Consider the following 24,350-nt stretch of genomic DNA (forward strand, 5'->3'; position numbering starts at 1 on the left):
AGCGATCCGCGGGCCTTTTTCGTCGGCGGTCGGAGTGGGGGCTTGGCGGACGCCGCGGAAAGCCCCGAGGTTGCGCGCCTCATCCCTTTCGGAGCGCGCGATGCCCGCCTACGCCATCTTCATCAAGAACAGCACCAAGGACGCCGACCTGCTGAAGGTCTATGGCCAGAAAGCCGCCGGGGCGCGGGGTGATCATCCGCTGACGGCGCTGGCCGCCTACGGCGCGATCGAGACGATGGAGGGCGATCCGGCCGAGGGCGTCGTGCTGCTGCAGTTCCCCGACATGGACGCCGCGAAGGCCTGGTACAACAGCCCGGCCTATCAGGACGCCAAGGAGGTGCGGCTTAGGGCGGCCGATTACCGTGTGCTGTTCTTCCAGGGCCTGGGCTAGATCTTCGCCTCGATGAGCATCGGCCCTCGCTGGCCCATGGCGCCGGCGAAGGCGGTCTCGAATTCCTCGGCGGAGGCGCAGCTGACCGCCGGCAGGCCGAGGCCCTTCGCCACGGCGACGAAGTCGATGTTGGGGCCGCCCAGGTCCAGCAGCTGCTTCGCCGACGGGCCGGCCTTGCCGGCGCCGGTGCGCTCCATCTCCACGTTCAGGATCCGGTACGTATAGTTGGCGAAGATCACGACGGTGATGTCGAGGTTCTCGCGCGCCATCGTCCAGAGCGACTGGATCGTGTACATCGCCGCGCCGTCCCCATTGAGGCTCAGCACCTTGCGGTCGGGCGCGGCCACTGCGGCGCCGATGGCGAGCGGCAGGCCGATGCCGATGGCGCCGCCGGTCAGGGCCAGCGCCTCGTGTGGACGCGCCGCCGCCGTGCCGGCCGAGACACCGGCGCCCGAAGTCACCGCGTCGTCGCAAAGGATCGTATGGTCGGGCATGTGGCGGGCGATGGACGCGCCGACCGCATAGGCGGTGAGCTTGCCGGTGGGGGCGGCGTCGGGGATCGCGAGCGACGTGGTCGGGCCGGTCTTGGGCGCGCCCAGCGCATCGGCCAGCGCCGCCAGTCCCACGACCGAGTCCTCGGCCCGCTCTGACAGGGTGAGCGTTGCGCAGCCCTCCGGGACCAGCACGCTGGGCCGGTTCGGATAGGCGAAAAAGGCGACCGGCATGGTCGTGCCTGCAAAGACCATCAGGTCGACGCCCTCAAGCTCGGCCAGGGCCATCTCGCCGAAGTACTGCATCTTCTTCGGCGTGAAGCCGCCGGCGCCCTTGGGCTGACGGGCGACGAAGGTGTCGGTGTAGACGGTGACGCCGGCGGCCTGCAGGCGCGCGGCCTGGGCCAGCGCCTCGGCGCGGCAGGCCTGGCCGCCTAGCAGGACGACGGGGTTCCTGGCCGCCTTGATCGCCTTGGCGGCGGCCTCGACCGCGGCGGCGGCGGGCGCGGGGCGCACCGGCTTCTGGGCCAGGACCACGTCGCCGCTGGCCGGGAGCCAGGCGCTGTCGGCGGGCAGGATCAGGCTGACCGGACCCCCGGGAGGGCCATAGCTGGCGGCGACGGCCTCGGCCGTCACGCTGGCCACCTCGTCGGGTCGGTCGGCCGACCTGGTCCAGATCGAGTTGGGCTTCACCAGCGTGGCGATGTCGGAGTTCAGCGGCGCGTCGTACTGGCGGTGATAGGTGGCGTGGTCGCCGATCACGTTGACGATCGGCGTGTAGGCGCGCCGCGCATTGTGCAGGTTCGCGACGCCATTGCCGTAGCCGGGTCCGAGGTGCAGCAGGGTGCAGGCGGGTTTGTCGGCGATGCGGCCGTAGCCGTCGGCGGCGCCGGTGGCCACGCCCTCGAACTGGCACAGCACCGGGCGCATGGCCGGCACGCCGTCCAGGGCGGCGACAAACTGCATCTCCGACGTGCCGGGGTTCGCGAAGCAGGCGGTGACGTCGTTGGCCACCAGGGTCGAGATCAGGGCGTCGGCGCCGTTCATCAGAACACCATCACGTCGGAAGCTGCGGGGGCGGCGTAGAGCCGGTCGATGGCCTCGGCGCGGCGGGCGCGGGCGAGGCTCTGGGCGATATAGCCTTTGTCGGTGATTTCCCCCGATCCGGCGTCGGGCCCATCGGGCAGGACGAGCGCCCGGGCCACCCGGCCGCCCGCGCCCTTGGCGCGCGCGTTGAAGGCCTCGAGGCCCTTTCGGACCGCGGCCTCGATCTCGGGGCGGGGCAGGTTGGGGCTGGGGTACAGCAAGAGGCCCACGGCCTCCTGGTTCTCGCCGCAGACGACGGCGTCGGTGACCGCGCCGCCGATTGCGTTGAGGGCGCTGATCCGCAGATCGCCCACCATCACGAAGGTGCCTGACGCGAGCTTGAAGTTCTCGGAGATGCGGCCATCGAAGACGAGGCCGGCGTAGGGGTCTTCCGGGTCGGCGAAGCGCGCGGCGTCGCCCAGGCGGTAGTAACCCTCGTCGTCGAAGGCGGCGGCCGACTTCTCGGGCTGGTTCAGGTAGCCCTCGGTGACCTGCGGGCCCTTCACGCGGAACTCCAGCTTGCCCGCCTCGGGCAGCAGCCGCACCGAGGTGCCCGGCAGCGGCAGCCCCATCAGCCCCATCCGCCCGTTCGGCCAATGGACGTTGGAGGCGGTGGGGCCCGTTTCGGTGGCGCCGTAGCCCGAGCCGAAGCTGATGCGCTCGCCGACCGTGCGCACGGCCACCGCCTGGATGCGGTCGGCGTAGGCCTGTCCCAGCGCTGCGCCGCCGTACTGGAGGAGGCGCACCTGGGAGAAGAAGTTGCGGGCCAGGGCCTCGTCGTTCTCGAGCGCTTCGGCGAACAGCATCCAGGCGGCCGGGACCATGTTCTGATAGGTGGGCGCGACCTCGCGCAGGTTGCGCACCGTCTCGGCGAACTTCGCACCCGTGGGCTGGCCGGCGTCGATGTACAGCGACCCGCCGCGATGGGCCGAGTAGTGCAGGATCGCGTTGGCGCCCAGCGAGTGGCTCCACGGCGCGGCGTGCACCATCACCGGCGGGTCGGGATCGTCGAAGCAGGCCGTGATCTGGGCCGCGTTGGTGCTCATCGCCCGATGGGTGCAGATCACGGCCTTGGGCAGGCCCGTAGACCCTGACGTCAGAAGGTATTTGGCGTGCCGTTCCGGCGTCGCGGTGGGGGCGGCGGAGCCTGCGCGGTAGAGGCTCGCGAGGTCCATGTCGCCGGGGCGGGCGTTGGCGCTGGCGATCACCGGCAGGCCGGCCAGGATGTCGGCGCCCAGGCCCTCGGCAAAGAGAGCCGCATCTTCGACGTACACGGCGGCCGGCTTCAACACCTCGCAGGCGTGGGTCAGCCGCATCAGGTTGGCGCCGGGCAGGCCGTACTGTGGAGACACCGGCGCGACGGGCATGCCCTGGCCCATCGCCGCGTAGGACATCAGGGCATGGTCGATGGTGTTGCGGGCCAGGATCAGCAACGGCCGATCGCCGACGACGCCCAGGTCGCGCAGGCCCGCAGCCAGCCCGGCGATCCGCTGCCAGGCCTCGGCGAAGGTGACAGTGCGCCAGCCGTCGCCCGAGCGTTCGGCCAGCCAGATCGTATCGGGTGTGGCGGCGGCCCAGTGGCCGAGCGACGCCGTGGTGGTCTGGAACGCGGTCGAGTAGGGGCGCGGATTGGTGAGGATGATCTCACCTCCCGGCCTACGGTCGATCACCAGCTCGCGCGGCGCATAGCGCGGGTCGCGGAACGGGGCGGTCGCGATATTGAGCTCGGCGTCCATGGCCGACCGTTACGAGGGCGGGCGGCGAAAGGGAAGCCCCGGGTGGGCCTTCCCACCGCCCACCCGCCTGACCGCGGCGCGTCAGTCCGCCGCGCGGACCAGCATCTTGCCCGCGTTCTTGCCGGAGAACAGGCCGACCAGGGCCTCGGGCGCGCGCTCGAAGCCGTCCAGGATGGTCTCCTGGTACTTGAGCTGGCCCGACTTCAGCCAGCCGGTCATGTCGGACTGGAACTGGGCCTGTAGGTGGGGGAAGTCGCTGGCGACGAAGCCCTCCATCCGCACCCGGCTGTAGATGATGCTGGAGAGGTTCTTCACCCCGACCCGATCGCCGTTGTAGGTCGAGATCATCCCGCAGACCGGAATGCGGCCCCGGACATTCATCCGCGGCAGAATCGCGTCGAGTTGTTCGCCGCCGACGTTCTCGAAATAGACGTCGATCCCCTTGGGCATGGCCTCGCGCACCGCCTGCGCGAAAGGTTGTTCGCGATAGTTGATGACGGCGTCCAGGCCGGCCACGTCGCGCAGCCAGGCCGCCTTGTCCGCCGCGCCTGTGGAGCCGGCCACGTAGCAGCCCTTGATCTTGGCGATCTGGGCCACGACTGAGCCGACGGCGCCGCCGGCCGTGGAGACGAACACCTGCTCGCCGTCCTTCAGCGCGCCGGTCTCGAGCAGGCCGCCGTAGGCGGTGATGCCGGTGCCGCCCAGGGCGTGCATGTAGACGCTGAGCGGCAGCTCAGGGTCGGCGTCCAGCTTCTGCAGGCCGCGGCCGTCCGAGACGAACAGCTCCTGCATGCCGTTGAAATGACGCACCAGGTCGCCTTCCTGGAACGCGGGGTTCCGGGACTGGACGACGCGGGCGATGCCGCTGCCCAGCATAGGCGCGCCCAGCGGCTGGTCCACGTCCAGGCGGGGCCGCATGTAGGGGTCGACCGAGACCAGCAGCGCCTGCAACTGCACCTGCCCGTCGGCGGCGTCGGGGGTCTCCACCGGGACGACGGCGAAGTCTTCGGCGACCACCATCCCCTGCGGGCGGCGGACGAGGTGGATCTGGCGGGACTGGGTCATGGTTCTGGTCTCGGTCGGGAGGGATTAGCGGGGTTGGCGGGGGCCGGACGGCGCGTGCTTGGGCAGCACCGGCAGATTGCCGATCATGCCATCGGGACGGGCCTTGGCCAGCATGCGCTTGTAGGCCGGGCGGGCCTCGATGCGGGTCTTCCACTCGGCCACCTTCGGGAACTGGGCCGCGTCGACGATGTTGAGCGTGGTCGCCACGTTCAGCGGGAACAGCATCATGATGTCGGCGCCCGAGAACTCGGCCCCTCCGAACCACGGGTGGCGGGTCAGGTGATCCTCGGCGAACTGTACGCACGCTTCCGAGTCGACCAGCGGCGAGCGCGTGGTCGGCGGCTTGGCCATCCAGGCGCGGTAGTCCGAGAACAGGCGGGCGGCCAGCGAGCCCTCGGCGTAATGCATGAAGATCAGGTGGTTGGGCAGGTCGCGGCTGTCGTCGGCCGGACGCAGCCGGCCGGGCGAGTGACGGGTCAGGATCAGGTCGATGATGGCGCCCGACTCCACCAGGATCTGGTCGCCGTACTGCACGGTGGGCGCCATCGGGACGATCGGATTGATGGCGCGGATGGGGGCCATCGAGCCCATGAGGTCGCCGCGCTTGAACTTGAGTTCGTAGGGTAGGCCCAGCTCTTCCATGAGCCAGACGATCCGTTCCGACCGGCGCCCCTCAAGATGGTAGATGGTGATCGGGGGGAGCGGCGCGCCCTTGCCCTTCTTCGTCGCGGCCTGAGCCACAGCCGGCGCGCCCAGCGCCATGGCGCCCAGGAGTCCGATCGAAGCCCGTCGTCCAACGCCCTGCCGCATCATCTTCCTCCCTGGTCGCCCCTTCCATGAGGCTTAAGTAACGGTACCGTTACTTGAGTGATCGCGCAACCTCGCGCGCCTTCAACGCCTCGGCGGCGGCCATCACCGACAGGGTGATGGTTTCGATGACCTCATCGTCGTCCTGGCCGTTGCGGACCGCCAGCGCGCCAGAGGTTCCGGCCACCAGGAACGAGGCCAGATGCTCGGCCGGCCGCTGGGAGATGCCGAAGACCCGCTGCAGCGCCCGGGCCCAGTTCGCCACGTCCTCGCGCCGCCGCGCCGCGGCCCTCGCCGCCAGCGGACCGTTGTCGCTGGTCAGGCGCATGAACAGCTCGCCGCTCTCGTCCATGCGCCGGAACCAGTGGCGCAGGCCGTAACGGATCCAGTCCTCGAAGCTCGCATCCCGGGCGATCTCGTGCTCGACCCGGCTCTCATGCCGGGCCACCTCACGGTCAAAGAGCGCGGCCAGCACCTCGTCGCGACCGGAGAAGTACCGGTAGCCCAGCGCCCGGTTGACCCCGCTGCGGGCCGCCACGCCGTCCATCGTCACAGCGGCCACCCCACAGGCGATGACGATCTCGGCCGCGGCGTCCAGGAACCGCTCCCTGCGCTCGGCGCCCTTGAGCCGGGTCTGCTTCATGGCGACGTCATAACACGGCGTTGGCGCGCCACACCGCTTGCGCTGTAGTGGCGGGCGAAGGGAACCTAGACCGATGGACGAGGTCGCGCTGCCGTTGCACGGGGGATGCTTCTGCGGGGGCGTGCGATATCGCGTGGCCGGCGCGCCGCTCATGGCGCACGTCTGCCACTGCCATCTCTGCCAGAAGCGCTCGGGCTCGGCTTTCAGCGTGATGGTGCTCGTGCGGACCGAAGACCTGACGGTCGAGGGGGCCTTGCGGACCAGCCGGCGCACGACGGGCCGCGGGCGCGAGGTCGATGACAGCGCGTGCCCGGACTGCGGCGCTTACCTGTTGGCCTGTGCGCCATCGGCCGCCGAGTACACGACGCTGCGCGCCGGTACGTTGGACGACGCCAGCTGGGTCAACCCGATCGCGCAGGTGTGGGTGGAAAGCGCGATTCCATGGGCTGTAATCCCGGGCGTTCAGCACGCTGACCCGGAAAAGTTCGATTACTACGCCCTGGGCGAAGCCTGGCGGGCGGGCGCGCCGGCTTTTCGTTAGCGACGGGCGGGACGTAGCATCGGCGTCAGCGGCGGGATGTCCCGCACCTCGATGACGCCCAGGGGCTCGAACCCGTGACGCTCGTAGAACGGCACGTTCTTGGGATCGGAGGCCTCGAGGTAGGCCGTGGCGCCCTCGGCGTCGATCTGCGCCAGCCTGTGCTTCAGCAACGCCGAGCCCACGCCGCGGCCCTGGCGTCGCGGGTCGACGCCCAGGGTCCACAGGTACCAGTGCGGCGCGGTGGGGTGATACCGCTCCATCTCGGCGCGGAACGCGGCCGAGACTTCGGCCGACTCCTCTGTGCCCGGCAGGTCCAGGGCCGCGATACGGGCCGGGTCAGGCTCGACGCCCGGCGGCATCCACAAGGCGACGCCTTCGAAGTCGGCGGCGAGGTCGCAGGCGCCGGCGTCAAGGCCGCGCTCGCCCATCGCCAGCACGAACCTGGGCCACCATTCGAGGTGCTCGCTGGCGGTGGTCCACCAGTAGCGGACGATAGGGTCGGCGGCGAAGGCCAGGGTGATGGTGTCGAGCAGGCGGGCCTCGTCGGCCCGTGTCGCGGTGCGGATGTCCATGCGCCTCCCCTGTCCAGGCTCGCCGGCTGGTTCGGCGTTGCTCACGACATGGCGGCTCCGCCTGGACGACGCAAGCGCGCGGCGTGCTGGCGGATAGGCGACGGAACGTGTTTCATGAGGCTTCACGTCGCCGTCCGGGGGGAACGCAGATGGTCAAGCCAGTAAAGTTCGCGCACGTGGTCTATCAGACCCGCCGCTACGACGAGATGATCGCCTGGTACGAGGACGTATTCGAGGCGCGCGTCGTGCACCAGGACCCGGCGCTGGCCTTCATGACCTATGACGACGAGCATCACCGCTTCGCCTTTGCGAACCTCGACGTCCTGCAGCCGGGCGGCGGGGACCGGCGCGGCGAGGTCGGCGTCAATCACGTGGCCTACACCTACGCCAGCGTCGGCGATCTGATGGACACCTACCAGCGGCTCAAGGCCAAGGGCATCCTGCCCTACTGGCCGGTGCACCACGGCATTACGCTCTCGCTCTACTACCGCGACCCCGACGGCAACCGGATGGAGTTCCAGGTCGACGCCTGCACGGCGGCCGAGGGCGAGGCGTTCATGAACTCCCCCGCCTTCGCGGCCAATCCCGTGGGGGTGGAGTACGATCCGGAAGACCTCCTGGCGCGGTTGCTCGCCGGGGCCGATCAGAAGAGCCTGCTGACCCGCCCCGAAGGCGCGCCGTCGCCGATCCCCGAGGCGCACGGCCTGACCTGATCAGCCGAGCTCCCGGCGCCGTGCCTCCAGGTACAGGCGCTCGGCGGGCGCGGGGCTTAGCGCCAGCGCCGCGGCGTATGCCGCCGCCGCTTGTGGCTTGCGCCCGGCCCTCGCGCTGAGGGCCGCCAGCGCCGTCTGGTAGGGAAGCCAGGTTTCCATACCCTCGACGTTCGCCAGCTCGGCCAGGCCGGCCTCGGGCCCGCGCGCCTCGCCGATGGCGACAGCTCGGTTCACCGCGGTGGCGGCGTGGGGGCGCAGGTAGGCCAGCACATCGTAGAGCGCAGCTATCGCGGCCCAGTCGGTGGCGCCGGTCTCGGCCCGCGTGCAATGGGCGCCGTGGATGGCGGCCAGAATCTGGCGGGGTCCGGAGCGTGCGAACCCGGCTGCCCGTTCCAGCAAACGGGCGCCCTCGGCGATCAGGTCCCGCCGCCAGAGGCCCACGTCCTGTTGCTCGGGGGGAACCATGGCGCCCAGGTCGTCGAGACGGGCGGGGCGGCGGGCTTCGGCGAAGCGGACCAGGGCGGCCAAGCCCAGCACCTCCGGCTCGTCGGGTGTCAGTTCGGCCAACAGGCCCGACAGGCGTAGAACCTCGGCGGCGAACCCGGCGCTCTCGCCTGCGAGGGCGGCGTCCTCATAGGCCTGGGCGTAGGCGATCTCGAGCGTCGTGAGGACCGCCTCCAGCCGCTCGGGCCAAGCCTGGCGGCCTGGGACTTCGAACGGCACACCGGCGCCGGCGATCTTTTTCTTCGCGCGGGTGATGCGCTGGAGCATGGCCGGCTCGGCCACGAAGAAGGCCCGGGCGAGACGCTTGGTAGAGAGGCCGCAGACCACTTTCAGCGTCAGGGCGGCGCGGCTATCAGGCGCCAGCGCCGGGTGGCAGCACACGAAGATCAGCTTCAGCCGCTCGTCGGGGATGGGTTCGTCGGCCGCCATCAGGGCCTCCTCTGGCGTCGGCGGCGGGGCGGGTTCGTCCAGGACGGCGCGCTCGCGCACTGCGGAGCGTCGCTTGGCGTCCAGCGCCTTCCGCAGGCCCGCCCGCCACAGCCAGGCGGCCGGGTCGCGCGGCGCCTGATTGGGCCAGGCGACCAGCGCGGCGGCCGAGGCGTCGGCGAAGGCGTCCTCGGCCAGGTCCAGATCGCGCAGGCGTCCGGCCAGCGCCGCCACCACCCGCGGACGGGCGGCGGAGATCTGCTGGCCGAACCATTGCGGGCTCATCAGTATACGGCGAGAGGGCGCACTTCGACCTTGCCCCCGTCGATCACCGGAACCCGCCGGGCGACCGATAGTGCGGCGTCCAGGTCGGCGACCTCGATCAGGTAGTAACCGCCCAGGTGCTCGCGGGTCTCGGCGAAGGGGCCGTCGTGCAGTGTCTGTTGGCCGCCCTTCGTGATGATAGTGGTGGCGGTGGAGCTGTCCTGCAGGCCCGAGCCGTCCTTCATCCAGCCCTTGGCGCGCAGGTCGGCGGCCAGAGCCATGTGCTTGGCGACGATGTCCTGCAGGGCGGCCTGGCCGGCCTCGCCAGCGTAGGCGTCCTCGGGCTCGTAGATCAGGATCATGTATTGCATTCGCGGTCCCCTCCAGGTTCGAGATTGCGCGACGCAGAAGCCTGCGTCACCGGGGAGACGGGCGGGGTCCGCCGGATTCGACAGGGGTCTTGGAAAAAATGCGAGCGATATGGGTGGCGGCGGTCCTGGCCGTGGCGGCGAACGGGGCGCGGGCGGCGGACGATCCGCATACCCGGGCGCTCGCGGCGGGCTACAAGGCGGCGTTCCTGTGCAGCGGGGTCTTCAACGCCGGCCGGTCCGAAGCGGAGATCGCGGCGGATGACCTGGAGGGTATCTATCCCGAGTATCAGGCGCTGGTGCGGACCCTGCCGGCCACGGTGGACCGCAACGCCAAGACCGTGAGCGTCGCGTTCGACCCGACCCTGCCGCCGCGGATTGCGGCGTGGCGGCCGCACCTGGGCTGCGCCCAACTGCCCATCGGCGCTGGGCCTGACGGCGTTACCAAGCTGCCGACGCTAGGCATCGCGCGCGAGCCGGCGTCGAAGGCCGCATGGCCGGCGGGCGACGAGCAGGCGACGGGCAAGACGCCCAAGGCGCTGGCCCCGCTGCTGGCCAAGGCGTTCAGCGACTACGGCGGCAAGACCACGGCGGTGCTGGTCGTCAAGGACGGCAAGATCGTGGGCGAGCAGTACCGGCCAGGCTACGACCTCTACACGCCGCAACGCACCTGGTCGGCCGCCAAGAGCCTGACGGCGAGTGTGGTCGGCCGCGCTGTCCAACTGGGCAAGGTCAAGGTTGACGCGCCCGCGAACATTCCGGAGTGGAAGGCGCCGGGGGATCCGCGGGCGTCGATCACGCTGACGCAGCTGATGCACATGGGCTCGGGGCTCTGGACCGACGGGCCCGGCAACCGCACCGACGAGGTCTACCTGGCCGGCGGACCGGTCACCGAGTGGGCCACGCGCATGCCCCTGGAGGTCGCGCCTGACAGTCGCTTCCGGTACGCCAACAACGACACCCTGCTGGCGGCGCGGTCGGTCCGCGCGGCGCTGGGCGACGGGGCCGACGCCCTGGCCTTCCCGTTCACCGAGCTGCTCTGGCGGATCGGGATGAACCGCACGACGCTCGAGACCGACTGGCAGGGGAACTACATCCTCTCCAGCCAGGTCTGGACCACGTCGCGCGACCTGGCGCGGCTGGGCCTGCTCTACCTGAACGATGGGGTCTGGAACGGCGAGCGGCTGCTGCCCGAAGGCTGGGCGAAGTTCGTCGCCACGCCGGCGCCGGCCCAGCCGCCGACCGGCCCGGGCTATGGCGCCTTCTTCTGGCTGCATGGCGCCGCTCAGGGCCTGCCCGAGGGGACCTACGCCATGAACGGCAACCGCGGGCAATACGTCTTCATCGTGCCGTCGAAGAAGGTGGTCATCGTGCGCCGAGGCTTCGACAGCGCGCAGGCGCGCTTCGACGACGTGCGGTTCGCCCGCGACGTCCTGGCGGCCCTGGAGGCGAACTAGGTCGCCAGGGTTTCCAGGAACCGCACCGCCTCGCCCTGAGACCGCAGAACGATCTCGTCGTCGCGCATGACGACCTTGCCGCGGATGATGGTGGCCTTGGGCCAGCCCTTGGCCTCCATGCCGTCGAAGGGGGTCCAGCCCGAGCGGGTGGCCATCTGCTCGTGGGTGATGGTGCGGCGCGCCTTCAGGTCGACGATGGTCAGGTCGCCGTCGTAGCCCACGGCCATGCGGCCTTTGTCGGCAATGTTGAAGATGCGTTGCGCGCCGTGGCTGGTCAGGTCGACCAGACGCTCCAGAGACAGACGCCCCTCGGCCACGTGGGTCAACATCAGCGGCAGCAGCGTCTGCACGCCCGGCATGCCCGACGGCGAGGCGGGGTAGGGGCGGGCCTTCTCCTCGCGGGTGTGCGGGGCGTGGTCCGAGCCCAGCACGTCGGCGACACCGTTGGCCACGCCGGCCCAGATGCCCATCCGGTGATAGTGATCGCGGATCGGCGGGTTCATCTGGGCGAAGCCCTTCAGCCGCTCGTACGCCTCGGGCCCTTCGAGTGTGAGGTGCTGGGGCGTCACTTCCACAGAGGCGACGTCCTTGTGGGCGGCCAGGTACTCGATCTCTTCCTTGGTGGTCACGTGCAGGACGTGGATGCGCTTGCCCAGCTTCTGGGCCAGGCCGACCAGGCGGTGGGTGGACTGCAGCGCCGACTGGGCGTCGCGCACCTCGGGGTGGCTGGTCCAGTCACCGGTGCGGGCCAGCGGGCGGCGCTCGGCCAGGCGGTACTCGTCCTCGGAGTGGAAGGCGGCGCGGCGGTTGATGTGGCGCAGCACCTGCTCCACGCCCTCGTCGTCTTCGATAAGCAGGGCGCCGGTGGAGGCGCCCATGAACACCTTGACCCCGCAGCAACCGGGCAGCCGCTCCAGTTCGCCCAGGTAGGCGGCGTTCGCATGCGTGCCGCCGACATAGAAGGCATGGTCGCAGTGCATGCGGTGCTTCGCGCGCCTCAGCTTGTCGGCCAGGCTGTCGGGGTCGGTGGTGGTGGGTTCGGTGTTCGGCATCTCGAACACGGCCACCACGCCGCCCAGGACGGCGCATTGCGAGCCGGTCTCCAGGTCTTCCTTCCACTCCAGCCCCGGTTCGCGGAAGTGGACCTGCGTGTCGATGACGCCCGGCATAACCGTCAGGCCGGTGGCGTCGAACACCTCGCCGGCGCTGGCCTGGCCCAGGTCACCGATGGCGGCGAACTTGCCATCCTTGATCCCGACGTCCGCCATACCGCGGCCCGCATGGTTCACCACCTCGCCCCCGCGGACGATCAGGTCGTAGGTCTCAGGCATTCCCGCTTTCCGTGGCTTTGAGGAGGTCGCTGGCGGCGGTGACGACGGTTTTCACCGGCAGGTCCATCATGTGGCAAAGCGCCTGGCCAAAGCCAGGGTCAACCGCGCGAATCTGTTCGAATGAGCGGGGCCCACGAACGATCCGCGTGTGCTCGCCCCAGGGTGCGTAGAGACGTTCGTCCGATGGGCCGAACAGGCCGATGGTGGGCGTGCCCGCGGCGGCCGACAGGTGCATCGCCCCCGAGTCGTTGCCGATGAAGAGTCGGGCCCGCTTCAGGCAGGCATAGGCGGTCAGCACATCGACCTTGCCCGCGAGGTTGATGAACCGGCGGCCGGCGGAATCCTTGAGCGAACGGCCCAGCGCGTCGTCGCCCGGCCCACCCAGCACCATCAGACGTCCGCCAGCCAGCGGGCCGTATCCGTGCAGCAGGTTCATGGCCACCTGGCTGAAGCGCTCCACCGGCCAGGTCTTGCCGATCCAGTTGGCGGCCGGCGCCATGGCCAGGATCGGCCCTTCGCCCTTGGTCAGTTCGTCGGCATAGGTCTCGAGGTCGGGGTTCGTGAAGATGTGCGGCGGCGCGGGGTCGTCCTCGATGCGTAGGGTGCGGGCCGCCTCCAGAACCTTGTGCGTGGGTTCGGTGCTCTTCCGGTGGATGGCGCGGCGCCTGGTGGTGAGGAACCGTGAGATGCCCGAACCGCGCAGGTCGACGACCAATCCCCACTTCGTCGTGCGCACCTGGCGCCACAGCTCAAACCAGTGGCTGCCGCTCTTGGACTTTTCGAAGGCGATGACCCGGTCCAGGCCCGGCACGTGGGCGAACAGCGGGGCGGCGTCGGGGCCGGCCACGATGGTGAAACGGGCGTCGGGGATCTCGTCGATCAGTCGCTTGATCAGACCGGAGGACAGCACCGCGTCGCCGATCCGGGTGGCCGTGATGAACAGAATGGGGAAGCCGCGGGACATTTGGCGCTCTCTATAGCGTCCTATGGCTGGCGCTACATGGTCCGCGGCCCCAGATTGTCGGGATGTCGCCGACTGTCACCTTCGCGCACTTGCAGAGCCGCTCGCTGATCGCCGTGGGTGGGCCGGACTGGCGCAGCTTCCTGCAGGGCCTGATCACCCAGGACGTTGAGACGCCCGCGCCGGGCGTGGCGCGGTTCGGCGCCCTCCTGACCCCGCAGGGCCGGCTGCTCTACGACCTGTTCGTGGTGGAGCGTGAGGAGGGCGCCTGGCTGGACGTGGAAGCCGAGCACCGCGATGCGCTGATGCAGCGGCTGATGATCTACCGTCTGCGGGCGAAGGTAGAGATCGCGGCCGACGACACGAGAGTGAGCGTCCTGTTCGCGGGGGACGGCGCGCCGGCGCAGCCCGACGGTCCGGGCTGGGCGCGCGACGGGCGATTGGCCGAGCTCGGCTGGCGCGGCTACGGCGTGGACATGCCGGCCGGTACCGTTGCGGCGAGCGAGGCCGAACGCGAGGCGCAGAAGCTGCAGCTGGGCGTTCCCGGCCCGAAGGACTGGGGCGTCGACAAGACCTATCCGATCGAAGCCAATTTCGACCTCCTGAACGGGATCGACTTCCACAAGGGCTGCTTCGTCGGACAGGAGACGACGTCGCGGATGAAGCGTCGCGGCGTCATCAAGAACCGCATGCTGCCGATTGCGTATGAGGGCCCAGCGCCGGTGTTCGGGACCGAGGTGCTGGTCGGCGACCTGCGCGCCGGCGAGATGCTGTCGGGGGTTGCCGGCCGCGGCATCGCCCTGGTGCGGCTGGACCGGGCGCTGGGCGCGGCGCTCACCGTCGAGGGGCGGCCCGCCCGCGTCGAGGTCCCGGCGTGGATGTCAGCGGCTGTCGGCGAAGAAGCCGCTTAGCAGCGACAGCGTCTCCTCCGGCTTCTCCTCGGGTATGAAGTGGCCGCAGTCGATGGCCTGGCCCTGCACGTCGTCGGCCCACTCACGCCAGATCGCGAGCGTATCGTACCAGGCGACCAGCGCCGCCTTGGCGCCCCAGAGCACCTGGACCGGGCAGGCGATCTTCTTGCCCGCCTTCTTGTCGGCCTCGTCGAGCGCCCGGTCGTAGCCGGCGCCCGCGCGATAGTCCTCGCACATGCCGTGGATCACCGAGGGGCTGCGGGCGGCGGCGAGATAGTCGGCGTAGGCCTCGGGGTCGAAGCCGGATATGGCGCCGCCGAACTGGGCGCGGAACAGGGCGTACTCGGGATCGGCGCCGATCAGGGTCTCCGGCATCGGGTGCGGCTGGGCCAGGAACGACCAGTGCCAGTAGGCCAGGGCGAAGCGCCGATCCGCGCGCGCCCAGACCTCGCCGGTCGGGATGATGTCGAGGATGGAAACTTTGGCGACGGCGGCCGGATGGTCCAGCGCCAGGCGGTAGGCGACGCGCCCGCCGCGGTCATGGCCCGCGACCGCGAAGCGGTCGAAGCCCAAATGCACCATCAGGTTCACCGCATCCCGGGCCATGGCGCGCTTGGACGAGGTCTCGTTGTCGTGGGACGACCGCGGCTTGGTTGAACCGCCATAGCCGCGCAGGTCGGGGCAGACGACGGTGAATCTGTCGGCGAGGCCCTGCGCCACCTTGGCCCACATCATGTGGGTCTCGGGGTAGCCGTGCAGCAGCAGGAGCGGCGGGCCTGAGCCGCCGTGGCGGACCCGCAGGCTCACCTCGCCCGCGGGATCCGGAACCGCAATCTGCGACAACTCGAAGCCTTCGAACGCCATCGAAGCACAACCCCTTGTTTCCTCTGGCCGGGTCGGTTGAGAATCCGCCGATGAGCGAGACCCCGTCCCTGACTCGTTGCGAATGGCCCGGCATGGCGGGCAATCCGATGTACGAGGCGTATCACGACACCGAGTGGGGCGTGCCCGAGTATGACTCGCGCGCGCTGTGGGAAAAGCTGGTGCTGGACGGGTTTCAGGCCGGGCTGGCGTGGATCACGATCCTCAGGAAGCGCGATGCCTTCCGCGCCGCGTTCGACAATTTCGATCCCGAGAAAGTGGCGCGCTATGGCGAGGGCGACCGGGCGCGACTGATGGCCGACGCGGGCATTGTCCGTTCGAACGCCAAGATCGACGCGGCCATTGAGAGCGCGAAAATCTACCTGCAGATGAAGGCGCGCGGCGAGGACTTCTCGGAGTTCTGCTGGGGCTTCGTGGGCGGCGAGCCCGTGCAGAACGGCTGGACGTCCAAGTCCCAGGTTCCGGCCCAGACCGACCTCGCCGTCGAGGTCTCCAAGGCGCTGAAGGCCAAGGGCTTCAAGTTCGTGGGCCCGGTGATCGTCTACGCCTGGATGCAGGCCACAGGCCTGGTCAACGACCACCTGACCTGCTGCGAGCGGCACGACGCGGTGAAGAGGCTGGCGCGATGAGGGTCGCGGTGCTGATCGCGCTCGCCCTGGCCCTGGCCGGCTGCGAGCACCTGTACGGCGGCATGGACGCCGGCCGCTTCGCGCCGCTGGGCGCCCCCACAGCGAGCCGCTGACCGATGGCGCGCGGACCCACCCTATCCCTGGAACGCGCCTTCATCGGCGGGCCCGTCTGCGGCGTCGACGAGGCGGGGCGGGGCCCGTGGGCCGGGCCCGTGAGCGCGGGGGCGGTGATCCTGCACGAGAACCCACGGAAGACTCCGAAGGGCCTGGACGACTCCAAGAAGCTGACCGCGAAGGCGCGCGAGGAGCTGGAGCTCGAGATCAAGGACCGCGCCGTGGCCTGGGGCGTGGGCTTCGCCACCGTGGAGGAAATCCACGAGCTCAACATCCTGCACGCGACGGGGCTGGCCATGTGCCGGGCGATCGAGGCGCTGTCGGTCCAGCCGGCGTTCGCCCTGGTGGACGGCAACTACCCCTTCAAGCTGCCGTGCGAGGTGAAGACGGTGGTGGGCGGCGACGGCAAGTCGAAGTCGATCGCCGCGGCCTCGATCCTGGCCAAGGTGGCCCGCGACCGCCTGATGGTGGAGATGGACGAGCGCTATCCCGGCTACGGCTTCGCCCGTCACAAGGGCTACAACGCCCCCAGCCACCTCGAAGCCCTGGTCGCCATGGGCCCCTGCGAGATCCACCGCCGCGCCTGGCGGCCGGTGAAGCTGGTGCTGGCGGGGCTCGACCCGCGGCGGGTCGAGCCCGAGCAGGGCGAACTGGCGCTCTGATTGACCGACTGAATCAAGATTGACCCTGGCGAGCGTCCGCCGCGGCATGGGCGGATGAACGCTGATCACGATCTGGTCCATGCGCTGCGCCTACAGGCCGAGGTCTGCCGCGAATTTGGCTCGCCCTTCAACGGCGCGATGCTGGCGCATATGGCTGACGACCTCGAGGCGGGCGGACCCGTGGCCGAGCTGCTGGCGCCCTGGCGGGGAGCCTCTCGCCAGAAGATACTCCACGACGCGGCGCCCATCCGTCTGGTGAACGCCTTCACCTATCTGGCCATGGGCGACGAGACTCCCGAACTCTCGCGGGCCTACCCGCGCGACGGCGCGCCCTGCGATGCGGCGACCGCGTGGCGCCTGGCGCGCGCGCTGGTTTCCGAGCATCGCGCCGCCCTGACGGCTTTCATGACGCACGAGCCGCAGACGAACGAGGTGCGACGCTCGGGCGTGCTGCTCGGCGGCTTCCTGACGGTGGCGCAGGCGACGGGCCTGCCGTTGCGCACCTTCGAGATCGGGGCGAGCGCAGGGCTGAACGTGCTTTGGGATCGATTCCGCTACCGGCTGGGCGAAGCCTCCTGGGGCGATCCCGCCGCCGCCGTGGTCATCCCGGTCGATTGGAGCGGACCTTTGCCGCCCCTGGACGTCCAGCCCCGGGTGATCGCACGCGCGGCCTGCGACCGCCGGCCGACGGACCTGGCCGACCTCGCCAGCGCCGTCGCCTGCTGGCCTGCGTTTGGCCCGACCAGTTCGACAGACTGGCCCGTAGCCGCGCGGCGATCGATCTTGCGCTGGCCGAAGGCGTTGTGGTCGAGGCGGCGGACGCCATGGATTGGGTGCGGACGCGCGTGCGTCTCCAGGACGGCGCGGCGACGGTGCTCTATCACTCGATCTTCTGGCAGTACCCGCCCCAACCGACGCGTGATGGACTGGAGCTGGCCATCGCGGAACTCGCGGCCCAGGCGACCGTCCGCTCGCCCTTCGCCTGGCTGCGCATGGAGCCGCCGGCCGACAACCTTGCGATGGTCCGCCTGGATCTGACCATCTGGCCTGGCGGTGAAAGTCGGCGGCTGGCCGAGGTCCACCCGCATGGCGCCTGGGTTCGCTGGTTCTGACACGGGAGGCCGATCGAGGCCTTAAGACCTCATTCACCATGGCCGGTAACGGCCCCTTCACCATGTTGGGCCCAGGATTCTAAGGTGTTTTGTGGATTTCAGGGGTAAGCCGCCATGGCGCTGCCGGTCGACGCCATTCTCAACGGTGACAGCATCGAGGAGCTGAAGAAGCTTCCCGACCGCTCGGTCGACCTGGTCTTCGCCGACCCCCCCTACAACCTCCAGCTGGGCGGCGACCTGCTGCGGCCCGACAACTCCAAGGTCGACGCCGTCGACGACCACTGGGACCAGTTCGAGAGCTTCGCCGCCTACGACGCCTTCACCAAGGCCTGGATGGCCGAGTGTCAGCGGGTGCTGAAGGACGACGGCGCGCTTTGGGTGATCGGCAGCTACCACAACATCTTCCGCGTCGGCTCTGTGCTGCAGGATCTGGGCTTCTGGATCCTGAACGACATCGTCTGGCGCAAGTCGAACCCGATGCCGAACTTCAAGGGCACGCGCTTCACCAACGCGCACGAGACCCTGATCTGGGCGGCCAAGAGCCGGGGCGGGCGGCGCTACACCTTCAACTACGACGCCATGAAGATGGCGAACGACGAGCTGCAGATGCGTTCGGACTGGACGCTGCCGCTGTGCACCGGCGAGGAGCGCCTGAAGGACGGCAATGGCGACAAGGCCCATCCGACCCAGAAGCCCGAGGCGCTGCTGCACCGGGTGATCATGGCCTCGACAAAGCCGGGCGACGTGATCCTCGACCCCTTCTTCGGCACCGGCACGACCGGAGCTGTGGCCCGCCGGCTGGGCCGCAAGTTCATCGGCATCGAGCGCGAGGAGAGCTACGCGAAGATCGCGGAGGCGCGCATCGCCAAGGTCGTGCCGGCCACCGTCGAAGAGATGGCGGTGACCGCGTCGAAGAAGTCCGAGCCGCGCGTGCCGTTCGGCCAACTGGTGGAGGCCGGCCTCGTGCGGCCGGGCGATATCCTCTACTGCTCGCGCGGCCAGAACGCGGCCCGCGTGCGCGCCGACGGCAGCCTGGTGGTGGGGGAAGTCTCGGGCTCGATCCACAAGGTGGGCGCGATGGTCCAGTCGGCCCCGGCCTGCAACGGCTGGACCTACTGGCACTACAAGACCGACAAAGGCCTGGCGCCTATCGACGTGCTCCGGGCCCAGGTGAGGGCGGGGATGCCGGCGTAGGGCCGCGCCCGTTCTCCACGCCCCGTCCGATTGGGGCTCGACGGCATACCGTGTCTTCGGCCACCTTGAGCGTCAAACAAGCGTTCGGGGGTGATGGCATGAACAGGCGGCGGCGATGAATCCGCGCGTGTTCGTGCTGACCATGTGCACGTTCGCCTTCGGCTCTGCGGCGTTCATTTTCGCCGGAATGCTGGAGCCGATGGCCGCCGACCTCGGCGTATCGACGGCCGTCGCCGGACAGCTGCAGACCGCCTACGTCCTGACCTCGGCGGTGCTTGGGCCGGTGGTGGCCTGGCTGATGGGGCGGATGGATCGCCGGATCGTAGTGATCCTGGGGCTCGTGATCGGCCTGGTGCTGCACCTCGCGTGCGCGATCGCCCCCAACTTCGAGACCCTGCTGGTCGTGCGCGCCCTGGCCGGCGTGGCGGGCGCGATGTCGGGTCCGGCGGCCAGTGTGGCGGCGGCCTCGCTGGTGCCGCCCGAGCGGCGCGGCTCGGCGCTGGCCCTGGTGTCGGGCGGCATGACGCTGGCCTTCGTGGTCGGGATTCCGATCGGCAGCGTGGCGGGCGCGATGTTCGGGTGGCGGGCCACGTTCGTGGTGGCGGCCATCCTGGCGGCGGTGGCGCTGACGGCGGTGGCCCTGTTCCTGCCCAGCGTGCCGGCGCCGCCCAAGCGCGAGGGCGGCAAACTGGAGCTGTCGGGCATCTGGCCACTGTACCTGACCAGCTTCCTGACCTTCGCCGCCAACATGACCCTCAACCTCTACATCGCCCCCATCGTGCGGGTGGGCACGGGGATCACCGGCGCGGGCGTCGCGGTGTTCCAGTCGATGATCGGGTTCGGCGCGGCCCTGGGGCTTTGGCTGGGCGGTCGCGCCGCCGACCGGGGGGCCGGCAAGGCCTGGGTGCTGCAGTGCATCGCCCTGCAGGCGGTGGCCATGACGCTGCATCTGTCGGCGACGCACCACATCCTGCCCCAGGGCCTGGCGGTGGACGGGCTGGTGCTGGCGGCGGTGTTCCTGGCGGCCACAGCGCTGTTCTCGATCTCACCGGTGACCCAGTCACGGCTGATCCAGATGACCGGCGGCGCGCCGGTGGCGCTGGCGCTGAACGGCTCGGTGTTCGCCATGGGCCAGGCGCTGGGCTCGACCATGGGCGGCGCGGCGCTGGCGGCGTTCGGCGTGCCCGCGATCCCGGCGACCGCGCTCGCGGCCTCGCTGGTCGCGCTCGTGACGCTCAGCTTCGCCTTCCCGCGCACGAAGACGGCCTAGCCACCGCTAGATCAGGTTCGTCAGTCCCGCGCGCGCCGCCTTCAGGAACACGCTGGGCAGGGCGTCGAGGTCGCGCCTTGCACTCCAGAGCACACCGTCAGCGTCGCCCTCGGCCCGAAGCAGGCGCAGCGTCAGGGTGAAGTGCGTGAAGCCGTGCTCCACCTCGCCGACGCCCTTCCAGTCGGCCTGCGTCGGGGCGTGCCGCATCGCCTCGTCATCGGCCCATCGCGCGGCGCGCCAGTCCGTGGTGGGCAGGGCCAACATACCACCGAGCAGGCCCTTGGGCGGACGGCGAACAACGGCGACCTGATCGCCGCGGGTCAGCACAAAGGCCACGCCGTGGCGATGCGGGCGAACTGCCTTGGGGGTCTTGCGCGGGTAGGCCTCGGGCGCACCGGTCGCGAGGCCCGCGCAGTGCGTCGAGATGGGGCAACGGTCGCACAGCGGCGACTTGGGCCGGCAAACCGTCGCGCCCAGGTCCATCAGGGCCTGCGCCCAGTCGCCGGGGCGGTGGTCGCGAACCAGGCTCGCCGCCAGCCGCTTCAGCTCGGGCTTGGCGTCGGGCAGCGGGACCTCCACCGCGAACAGCCGCGACATCACCCGCTCGACATTGCCGTCGACGACGTTGGTAGTCCGGTCGAAGGCGATCGCGCCAACGGCCGCCGCCGTATAGGGCCCCAGCCCGGGCAGGGCGCGCAGGCCCTCTTCCGTGTCCGGGAAGACGCCCCCGTGGCGGCCCGCCACCGCCCGGGCGCAGGCCAGCAGGTTGCGGGCGCGGGCGTAGTAGCCGAGGCCCGCCCAGGCGGCCATCACGTCGCTGTCGGGCGCCGCGGCGAGGTCCGAGACCGTGGGCCAGAGGGACAGGAACTTCAGGAAGTAGGGCGCGGCATGCGGCACGGTCGTCTGCTGCAGCATCACTTCGGACAGCCAGACCCGATAGGGATCGGCGCGGACACCCACGGCATGATCCGAAGGTCCCACGCGCCAGGGCAGGTCGCGGGCGTTGGCGTCATACCAGGCGAGGAGCTGGGCGCGGAGATCGTCAGGGGCCACGATGCCGGGGTAGCATCGCAGCGGCGCCGCGCGAAGCCTTGCCCGACGTCATGGCTAAGGCGCAGCTTGTGGGCCCAGACCATGGGGAGGGGCCATGACGATCGCTATTCCCGGAATCACGGCCGAAGAGATCGAGCGCGCCGCCCGGCCCGCGGCCCAGGCCTGGACCCTGCCGCCCGCAGCCTACCTGCGCGACGACGTCTACGCCCTGGAGGTGGACCGGATCTTCCGGCGAAGCTGGCTGCCGGTGGCCCGCGTCGACCAGGTCCCTGGGCCCGGCGACTACCTGGCCGCCGATCTGTCCGGGCAACCGGTTGTCGTCGTGCGGGGCCTGGACGGCGCGATCCGCGTGATGTCGAACGTCTGCCTGCACAGGGCTGCACCGATCGTCGAAGGCCACGGGCGGAGCAAGCTGTTCACCTGCCCCTACCATTCGTGGGCCTACGACACGGAGGGCCGCCTCGTCGCCGCGCCGCTGATGGAGGGGGCCGAGGACTTCCGCCCAGCCGACTGCCGCCTGCCGCAGGCGCGGACCGAGATCTGGGAAGGCTTCATCATGGCGACCCTGGACCCCGACGCGGCTCCGTTCACGCCTCAGGTGGAGAGCCTGTCGCGCTATTTCGCGAACTACCGGCTGGCCGAGATGGTGGTCGCCCGCACCCTCACCTACGAGAGCGACTGGAACTGGAAGGTCCTCGTCGAGAACTTCATGGAGGCCTACCACCACATCGGGGTCCATCCGCAGACTTTCGAGCCGGTCTTCCACGCGCGAGACTCCAAGGTCGTCGATGGGGACGGGCCGTGGTCGATCCTGCACATGCCGGCCGCCGATCCGGACGCGCCGCACCCGGGCCTTGTTCCGGGCCTGGAGCCCTGGCAGGCCGGCGCCCTGTTCGCGGCGGCGATCTTCCCGCACTTCCTGATCGCGCCGCACGCAAATGGCATGGCCTGGTACCAGATCCTGCCGCGCGGCGCGGCGCGGATGACGCTGAACATCCACGTCTGCGTACCGGGCGAGGCGCGCGACCTGAAGGACTTTGACGCCATCGTCGACGCCTCGGTCGCGTTCACCGACCAGGTCCACCGCGAGGACATCGCCGCCAACGACTTGGTGTGGCGCGGGCTGAATGCGCCGATGACGCGCCAGGGCCGCCTGTCGCCCCTCGAACGAGCTGTCTGGAAGCTGAATCGCTGGTGGCTCCAAAGGCTGGGCGCGCTAGGCTAGCAGCGTGTCCCGCCGTCGACCCCTGCCGACCCTCGAAGAAGCCCGCCTGATCCTCGCGACCAAGCGGACCCGGCCGCAGCATCGCCCGCCGCCGCCGGCCGGCCGCGGGCTGGGCCGCTTCGTGAAAGAGCTGGACGCGAAGTACGGCCAGGGCTCGGGCGCGCTGACCGCCCGCTGGCGCGAAGTGGTGGGCGAGGAGATCGCGCGCCGGACCGAGCCGGTGAAGCTAGTGCGGGGCCGCAACGGGGCGCCCTCGTCGCTGGAGATCCGGGTGGCGGGTCCGGCCGCGGCGATCATCCAGCACAAGGCCCATGAGATCCTGGCGCGGGTGAATCTGTTCCTGGGCGCCGAAGCGGTTCAGAAGCTGCGGATCGTGCAGGGGCCGCTGCAGCGGGTCGAGCCGCCGGCCCCGACGCGCCGCCGGTCCACGCCGCTGGACGCGGCCCTGGAGGCGCAGCTCAAGGACGGTCTCGCCGAAGCCCCCGACGGCAAGCTCAAAGACGCCCTGCTGGCGCTCGGTCGCGGCGTTCTGAAACGCCACGGCCAAGGTTGACACACAACCGCCGCGGTCGCATCGGCATGTGCCCGCCGCCTCTCTCGGAGAGGGAGTCTCGCAGGGCGCGGGAATCGCGCTTTAATCCTTTGTTCAGAACCTCCGGAAGGTCTTCGATGTCGAACTTCAGCCGTCGCCTCCTGATGGTCGCCGCCGTTGCCGGCGCGGCCCTGACGCTGGCCAGCTGCAACCAGGGCGGCGGCGCCGGCGGCGCCTCGCCCGACGCCATGACCATGGGCAGGGCCGATGCGCCCGTGCACATGGAGGAGTACGCCTCCACCACCTGCAGCCATTGCGGCCGCTTCGCCGTCGATGTCTTCCCGGCGTTCAAGGCCAAGTACATCGACACCGGTAAGGTGAAGTACACCTTCCACGAGTTCCTCACTCCGCCCGAGGCGATCGCCGCCGCCGGCTTCCTGACCGCCCGCTGCGCCGGCAAGGACAAGTACTTCAGCGTCATCGACGCCCTCTTCCACAGCCAGGAAGAGATGTTCCGCACGGGCGATGCGCGCGGCACGCTGCTGAAGGTGGCGCAGTCTGCTGGCATGACCGAGGCCCAGTTCAACGCCTGCGTCTCCGACGAGAAGGCCGCCACCGCCCTGAACGCCCGCGTCGAGAAGGCGATCAAGTCGGCCAACATCAGTTCCACCCCCACCTTCATCTTCAATGGCAAGAAGGTGAAAGAGGGCGAGATGACCATGGAAGAGCTCGACGCCGCCGTGGCCGCTGCGTCCAAGAAATGACCCGGTTGACCCGACGCGACGCGATCGCAGGCGCCGCCGCCGGCGCAGCGCTCGTCGTCGCGCCTGCGGCGGGGGCGGCCATCAAGGCCGCGCCCGGCGACATGAACCTGGGCAAGCCCACCGCGCCGGTGCACGTGGTCGAGTACCTCTCGCTCACCTGCCCGCACTGCGCGCACTTCCATGAAGAGGTCTTCCCGGCGTTCAAGGCCAAGTACATCGACACAGGCCAGGTCTACTTCACGATCCGCGAACTGCTGACGGCCCCGGCCAACGTGGCGGCCGCCGGTTTCCTGATGGCGCGCTGCAATGGCGGGACGCGCTACTTCCAGGTGGTCGACCAGGTGTTCAAGAGCCAGTCGCGCTGGAAGCCGGGTGCGCCGATCAAGCCGATCTTCCTTGAGATCGCCAAGGCCAACGGGATCACCGAGCCTCAGTTCGAAGCCTGCCTGGTGGACGAGAAGGGCTCGGCCGCGCTGCAGGCCCGGCTCGAGTACGCCACTCAGACTGACAAGGTCACGGGCACGCCCGCGTTCTTTATCAACGGGGCGCCGATGTCCAACCAGGAAGTGCCGACTCTGGCCGACCTGGACGCAGCGATTGGCAAGGCGCTGAAGGCTGCGAACAAGACCGGCGGGAGGCGCTAGCC

The 24,350-nt window shown here is 70.0% G+C and carries 25 protein-coding genes and 1 pseudogene; 14 read left to right on the forward strand and 12 right to left on the reverse strand.

Annotated features, from left to right (window positions below):
• Positions 1–100: 100 nt before the first annotated feature.
• Entirely contained in the window at positions 101–391 is a 291-nt protein-coding gene (locus EPN98_RS18920; protein WP_293364481.1) for a DUF1330 domain-containing protein, read from the forward strand.
• Here EPN98_RS18920 and EPN98_RS18925 read toward each other — a convergent pair.
• The 5 genes from EPN98_RS18925 to EPN98_RS18945 form a co-directional block, all read right to left on the reverse strand.
• Positions 388–1,929, reverse strand: coding sequence for an acetolactate synthase large subunit (locus tag EPN98_RS18925; RefSeq protein WP_293364482.1), 1,542 nt, complete (start codon positions 1,927–1,929; stop codon positions 388–390). The two genes, EPN98_RS18920 and EPN98_RS18925, sit on opposite strands and share 4 nt — an antisense overlap.
• Positions 1,929–3,704, reverse strand: a complete 1,776-nt coding sequence (locus tag EPN98_RS18930) for a feruloyl-CoA synthase (protein WP_293364483.1) — start codon at positions 3,702–3,704, stop codon at positions 1,929–1,931. The genes EPN98_RS18925 and EPN98_RS18930 overlap by 1 nt, the downstream gene beginning before the upstream one ends.
• Positions 3,705–3,785: 81 nt before the next feature.
• A complete protein-coding gene (locus EPN98_RS18935; RefSeq protein ID WP_293364484.1) occupies positions 3,786–4,769 on the reverse strand; it encodes an NADP-dependent oxidoreductase in 984 nt (327 codons plus the stop codon).
• 24 nt (positions 4,770–4,793) lie between these two features.
• Positions 4,794–5,579, reverse strand: a complete 786-nt coding sequence (locus tag EPN98_RS18940) for a glutathione S-transferase (protein ID WP_293364485.1) — start codon at positions 5,577–5,579, stop codon at positions 4,794–4,796.
• A 49-nt stretch (positions 5,580–5,628) separates the two neighbouring features.
• Positions 5,629–6,219 carry a TetR/AcrR family transcriptional regulator gene (locus tag EPN98_RS18945; RefSeq protein ID WP_293364486.1) on the reverse strand — a complete coding sequence of 197 codons (591 nt, stop codon included), beginning with the start codon at positions 6,217–6,219 and terminating at the stop codon, positions 5,629–5,631.
• 73 nt (positions 6,220–6,292) lie between these two features.
• Between EPN98_RS18945 and EPN98_RS18950 the strand changes: the two genes are divergently transcribed.
• Positions 6,293–6,760 (forward strand): GFA family protein, encoded by a 468-nt coding sequence (locus tag EPN98_RS18950; protein ID WP_293364487.1) that lies wholly within the window; start codon positions 6,293–6,295, stop codon positions 6,758–6,760.
• Here the strand turns inward: EPN98_RS18950 and EPN98_RS18955 are convergent.
• Positions 6,757–7,332 carry a GNAT family N-acetyltransferase gene (locus tag EPN98_RS18955; RefSeq protein ID WP_293364488.1) on the reverse strand — a complete coding sequence of 192 codons (576 nt, stop codon included), beginning with the start codon at positions 7,330–7,332 and terminating at the stop codon, positions 6,757–6,759. The genes EPN98_RS18950 and EPN98_RS18955 overlap by 4 nt on opposite strands.
• Before the next feature lie 149 nt (positions 7,333–7,481).
• Here EPN98_RS18955 and EPN98_RS18960 point away from each other — a divergent pair, with 149 nt between their 5' ends.
• Entirely contained in the window at positions 7,482–8,045 is a 564-nt protein-coding gene (locus EPN98_RS18960) for a VOC family protein (RefSeq protein WP_293364489.1), read from the forward strand.
• Here the strand turns inward: EPN98_RS18960 and EPN98_RS18965 are convergent, their stop codons facing one another.
• Together EPN98_RS18965 and EPN98_RS18970 are read right to left on the reverse strand one after the other, a co-directional pair.
• Complete coding sequence (locus tag EPN98_RS18965; protein ID WP_293364490.1) at positions 8,046–9,260, reverse strand: DUF6596 domain-containing protein; 1,215 nt, start codon at positions 9,258–9,260, stop codon at positions 8,046–8,048.
• A complete protein-coding gene (locus EPN98_RS18970) occupies positions 9,260–9,610 on the reverse strand; it encodes a YciI family protein (RefSeq protein WP_293364491.1) in 351 nt (116 codons plus the stop codon). The genes EPN98_RS18965 and EPN98_RS18970 overlap by 1 nt, the downstream gene beginning before the upstream one ends.
• A gap of 98 nt (positions 9,611–9,708) precedes the next feature.
• Here EPN98_RS18970 and EPN98_RS18975 point away from each other — a divergent pair, with 98 nt between their 5' ends.
• A complete protein-coding gene (locus tag EPN98_RS18975; RefSeq protein ID WP_293364492.1) occupies positions 9,709–11,064 on the forward strand; it encodes a serine hydrolase in 1,356 nt (451 codons plus the stop codon).
• Here the strand turns inward: EPN98_RS18975 and EPN98_RS18980 are convergent.
• Positions 11,061–12,395: a dihydroorotase gene (locus tag EPN98_RS18980; protein WP_293364493.1), complete on the reverse strand. Its 1,335-nt coding sequence runs from the start codon at positions 12,393–12,395 to the stop codon at positions 11,061–11,063. The genes EPN98_RS18975 and EPN98_RS18980 overlap by 4 nt on opposite strands.
• Positions 12,388–13,359, reverse strand: a complete 972-nt coding sequence (locus EPN98_RS18985) for a glycosyltransferase family 9 protein (RefSeq protein WP_293364494.1) — start codon at positions 13,357–13,359, stop codon at positions 12,388–12,390. Before EPN98_RS18985 ends, EPN98_RS18980 begins: the two co-directional genes overlap by 8 nt.
• Before the next feature lie 62 nt (positions 13,360–13,421).
• Here EPN98_RS18985 and EPN98_RS18990 point away from each other — a divergent pair, with 62 nt between their 5' ends.
• A complete protein-coding gene (locus tag EPN98_RS18990; RefSeq protein ID WP_293364495.1) occupies positions 13,422–14,267 on the forward strand; it encodes a folate-binding protein in 846 nt (281 codons plus the stop codon).
• Here EPN98_RS18990 and EPN98_RS18995 read toward each other — a convergent pair.
• Complete coding sequence (locus EPN98_RS18995) at positions 14,238–15,131, reverse strand: alpha/beta hydrolase (RefSeq protein ID WP_293364496.1); 894 nt, start codon at positions 15,129–15,131, stop codon at positions 14,238–14,240. The genes EPN98_RS18990 and EPN98_RS18995 overlap by 30 nt on opposite strands.
• Positions 15,132–15,181: 50 nt before the next feature.
• On the opposite strand from EPN98_RS18995, the gene EPN98_RS19000 reads away from it, so the two are divergent.
• The 5 genes and pseudogenes from EPN98_RS19000 to EPN98_RS19020 all read left to right on the forward strand — a co-directional run bounded on the left by EPN98_RS19000 (position 15,182) and on the right by EPN98_RS19020 (position 20,130).
• Positions 15,182–15,778, forward strand: coding sequence for a DNA-3-methyladenine glycosylase I (locus EPN98_RS19000; protein WP_293364497.1), 597 nt, complete (start codon positions 15,182–15,184; stop codon positions 15,776–15,778).
• Between the two features lie 116 nt (positions 15,779–15,894).
• The gene (locus tag EPN98_RS19005; protein ID WP_293364498.1) at positions 15,895–16,554 is read left to right on the forward strand and encodes a ribonuclease HII; all 660 of its coding nucleotides are present in this window, start codon (positions 15,895–15,897) and stop codon (positions 16,552–16,554) included.
• 138 nt (positions 16,555–16,692) lie between these two features.
• Positions 16,693–17,666, forward strand: a pseudogene (locus EPN98_RS19010) (DUF2332 family protein).
• 114 nt (positions 17,667–17,780) lie between these two features.
• The gene (locus tag EPN98_RS19015) at positions 17,781–18,860 is read left to right on the forward strand and encodes a site-specific DNA-methyltransferase (RefSeq protein ID WP_293364499.1); all 1,080 of its coding nucleotides are present in this window, start codon (positions 17,781–17,783) and stop codon (positions 18,858–18,860) included.
• A gap of 115 nt (positions 18,861–18,975) precedes the next feature.
• Entirely contained in the window at positions 18,976–20,130 is a 1,155-nt protein-coding gene (locus tag EPN98_RS19020; RefSeq protein WP_293364500.1) for an MFS transporter, read from the forward strand.
• Between the two features lie 6 nt (positions 20,131–20,136).
• Here EPN98_RS19020 and mutY read toward each other — a convergent pair whose 3' ends face one another.
• Positions 20,137–21,186, reverse strand: coding sequence for an A/G-specific adenine glycosylase (mutY, locus tag EPN98_RS19025; protein ID WP_293364616.1), 1,050 nt, complete (start codon positions 21,184–21,186; stop codon positions 20,137–20,139).
• A gap of 91 nt (positions 21,187–21,277) precedes the next feature.
• Here mutY and EPN98_RS19030 point away from each other — a divergent pair, with 91 nt between their 5' ends.
• From EPN98_RS19030 to EPN98_RS19045, 4 genes are all read left to right on the forward strand, one after another.
• Positions 21,278–22,408 carry an aromatic ring-hydroxylating dioxygenase subunit alpha gene (locus EPN98_RS19030; protein WP_293364501.1) on the forward strand — a complete coding sequence of 377 codons (1,131 nt, stop codon included), beginning with the start codon at positions 21,278–21,280 and terminating at the stop codon, positions 22,406–22,408.
• A gap of 4 nt (positions 22,409–22,412) precedes the next feature.
• Positions 22,413–22,961: a DciA family protein gene (locus EPN98_RS19035; protein WP_293364502.1), complete on the forward strand. Its 549-nt coding sequence runs from the start codon at positions 22,413–22,415 to the stop codon at positions 22,959–22,961.
• A gap of 116 nt (positions 22,962–23,077) precedes the next feature.
• On the forward strand, positions 23,078–23,704 hold the full coding sequence (locus EPN98_RS19040; RefSeq protein ID WP_293364503.1) for a DsbA family protein: 627 nt from the start codon (positions 23,078–23,080) through the stop codon (positions 23,702–23,704).
• Between the two features lie 5 nt (positions 23,705–23,709).
• The gene (locus EPN98_RS19045; RefSeq protein ID WP_293364504.1) at positions 23,710–24,348 is read left to right on the forward strand and encodes a thioredoxin domain-containing protein; all 639 of its coding nucleotides are present in this window, start codon (positions 23,710–23,712) and stop codon (positions 24,346–24,348) included.
• Positions 24,349–24,350: the final 2 nt, after the last annotated feature.

Source organism: Phenylobacterium sp. (assembly GCF_004299445.1).
GTDB lineage: Bacteria > Pseudomonadota > Alphaproteobacteria > Caulobacterales > Caulobacteraceae > Phenylobacterium.

Bases quoted from the DNA above. Each gene is read 5' to 3' on its own strand.
- EPN98_RS19020 (WP_293364500.1), top strand. From the start codon at position 18,976: ATGAATCCGCGCGTGTTCGTGCTGACCATGTGCACGTTCGCCTTCGGC.
- EPN98_RS19040 (WP_293364503.1), top strand. From the start codon at position 23,078: ATGTCGAACTTCAGCCGTCGCCTCCTGATGGTCGCCGCCGTTGCCGGC.
- EPN98_RS19015 (WP_293364499.1), top strand. From the start codon at position 17,781: ATGGCGCTGCCGGTCGACGCCATTCTCAACGGTGACAGCATCGAGGAG.
- EPN98_RS18920 (WP_293364481.1), top strand. From the start codon at position 101: ATGCCCGCCTACGCCATCTTCATCAAGAACAGCACCAAGGACGCCGAC.
- EPN98_RS18925 (WP_293364482.1), bottom strand. From the start codon at position 1,929: ATGAACGGCGCCGACGCCCTGATCTCGACCCTGGTGGCCAACGACGTC.
- EPN98_RS18955 (WP_293364488.1), bottom strand. From the start codon at position 7,332: ATGGACATCCGCACCGCGACACGGGCCGACGAGGCCCGCCTGCTCGAC.
- EPN98_RS19030 (WP_293364501.1), top strand. From the start codon at position 21,278: ATGACGATCGCTATTCCCGGAATCACGGCCGAAGAGATCGAGCGCGCC.
- EPN98_RS18950 (WP_293364487.1), top strand. From the start codon at position 6,293: ATGGACGAGGTCGCGCTGCCGTTGCACGGGGGATGCTTCTGCGGGGGC.
- EPN98_RS18975 (WP_293364492.1), top strand. From the start codon at position 9,709: ATGCGAGCGATATGGGTGGCGGCGGTCCTGGCCGTGGCGGCGAACGGG.
- EPN98_RS18980 (WP_293364493.1), bottom strand. From the start codon at position 12,395: ATGCCTGAGACCTACGACCTGATCGTCCGCGGGGGCGAGGTGGTGAAC.
- EPN98_RS18985 (WP_293364494.1), bottom strand. From the start codon at position 13,359: ATGTCCCGCGGCTTCCCCATTCTGTTCATCACGGCCACCCGGATCGGC.
- EPN98_RS18935 (WP_293364484.1), bottom strand. From the start codon at position 4,769: ATGACCCAGTCCCGCCAGATCCACCTCGTCCGCCGCCCGCAGGGGATG.
- EPN98_RS18970 (WP_293364491.1), bottom strand. From the start codon at position 9,610: ATGCAATACATGATCCTGATCTACGAGCCCGAGGACGCCTACGCTGGC.
- EPN98_RS19005 (WP_293364498.1), top strand. From the start codon at position 15,895: ATGGCGCGCGGACCCACCCTATCCCTGGAACGCGCCTTCATCGGCGGG.
- EPN98_RS18945 (WP_293364486.1), bottom strand. From the start codon at position 6,219: ATGAAGCAGACCCGGCTCAAGGGCGCCGAGCGCAGGGAGCGGTTCCTG.
- EPN98_RS19000 (WP_293364497.1), top strand. From the start codon at position 15,182: ATGAGCGAGACCCCGTCCCTGACTCGTTGCGAATGGCCCGGCATGGCG.
- EPN98_RS18990 (WP_293364495.1), top strand. From the start codon at position 13,422: ATGTCGCCGACTGTCACCTTCGCGCACTTGCAGAGCCGCTCGCTGATC.
- EPN98_RS18995 (WP_293364496.1), bottom strand. From the start codon at position 15,131: ATGGCGTTCGAAGGCTTCGAGTTGTCGCAGATTGCGGTTCCGGATCCC.
- EPN98_RS18940 (WP_293364485.1), bottom strand. From the start codon at position 5,579: ATGCGGCAGGGCGTTGGACGACGGGCTTCGATCGGACTCCTGGGCGCC.
- EPN98_RS18930 (WP_293364483.1), bottom strand. From the start codon at position 3,704: ATGGACGCCGAGCTCAATATCGCGACCGCCCCGTTCCGCGACCCGCGC.
- EPN98_RS18965 (WP_293364490.1), bottom strand. From the start codon at position 9,260: ATGAGCCCGCAATGGTTCGGCCAGCAGATCTCCGCCGCCCGTCCGCGG.
- EPN98_RS18960 (WP_293364489.1), top strand. From the start codon at position 7,482: ATGGTCAAGCCAGTAAAGTTCGCGCACGTGGTCTATCAGACCCGCCGC.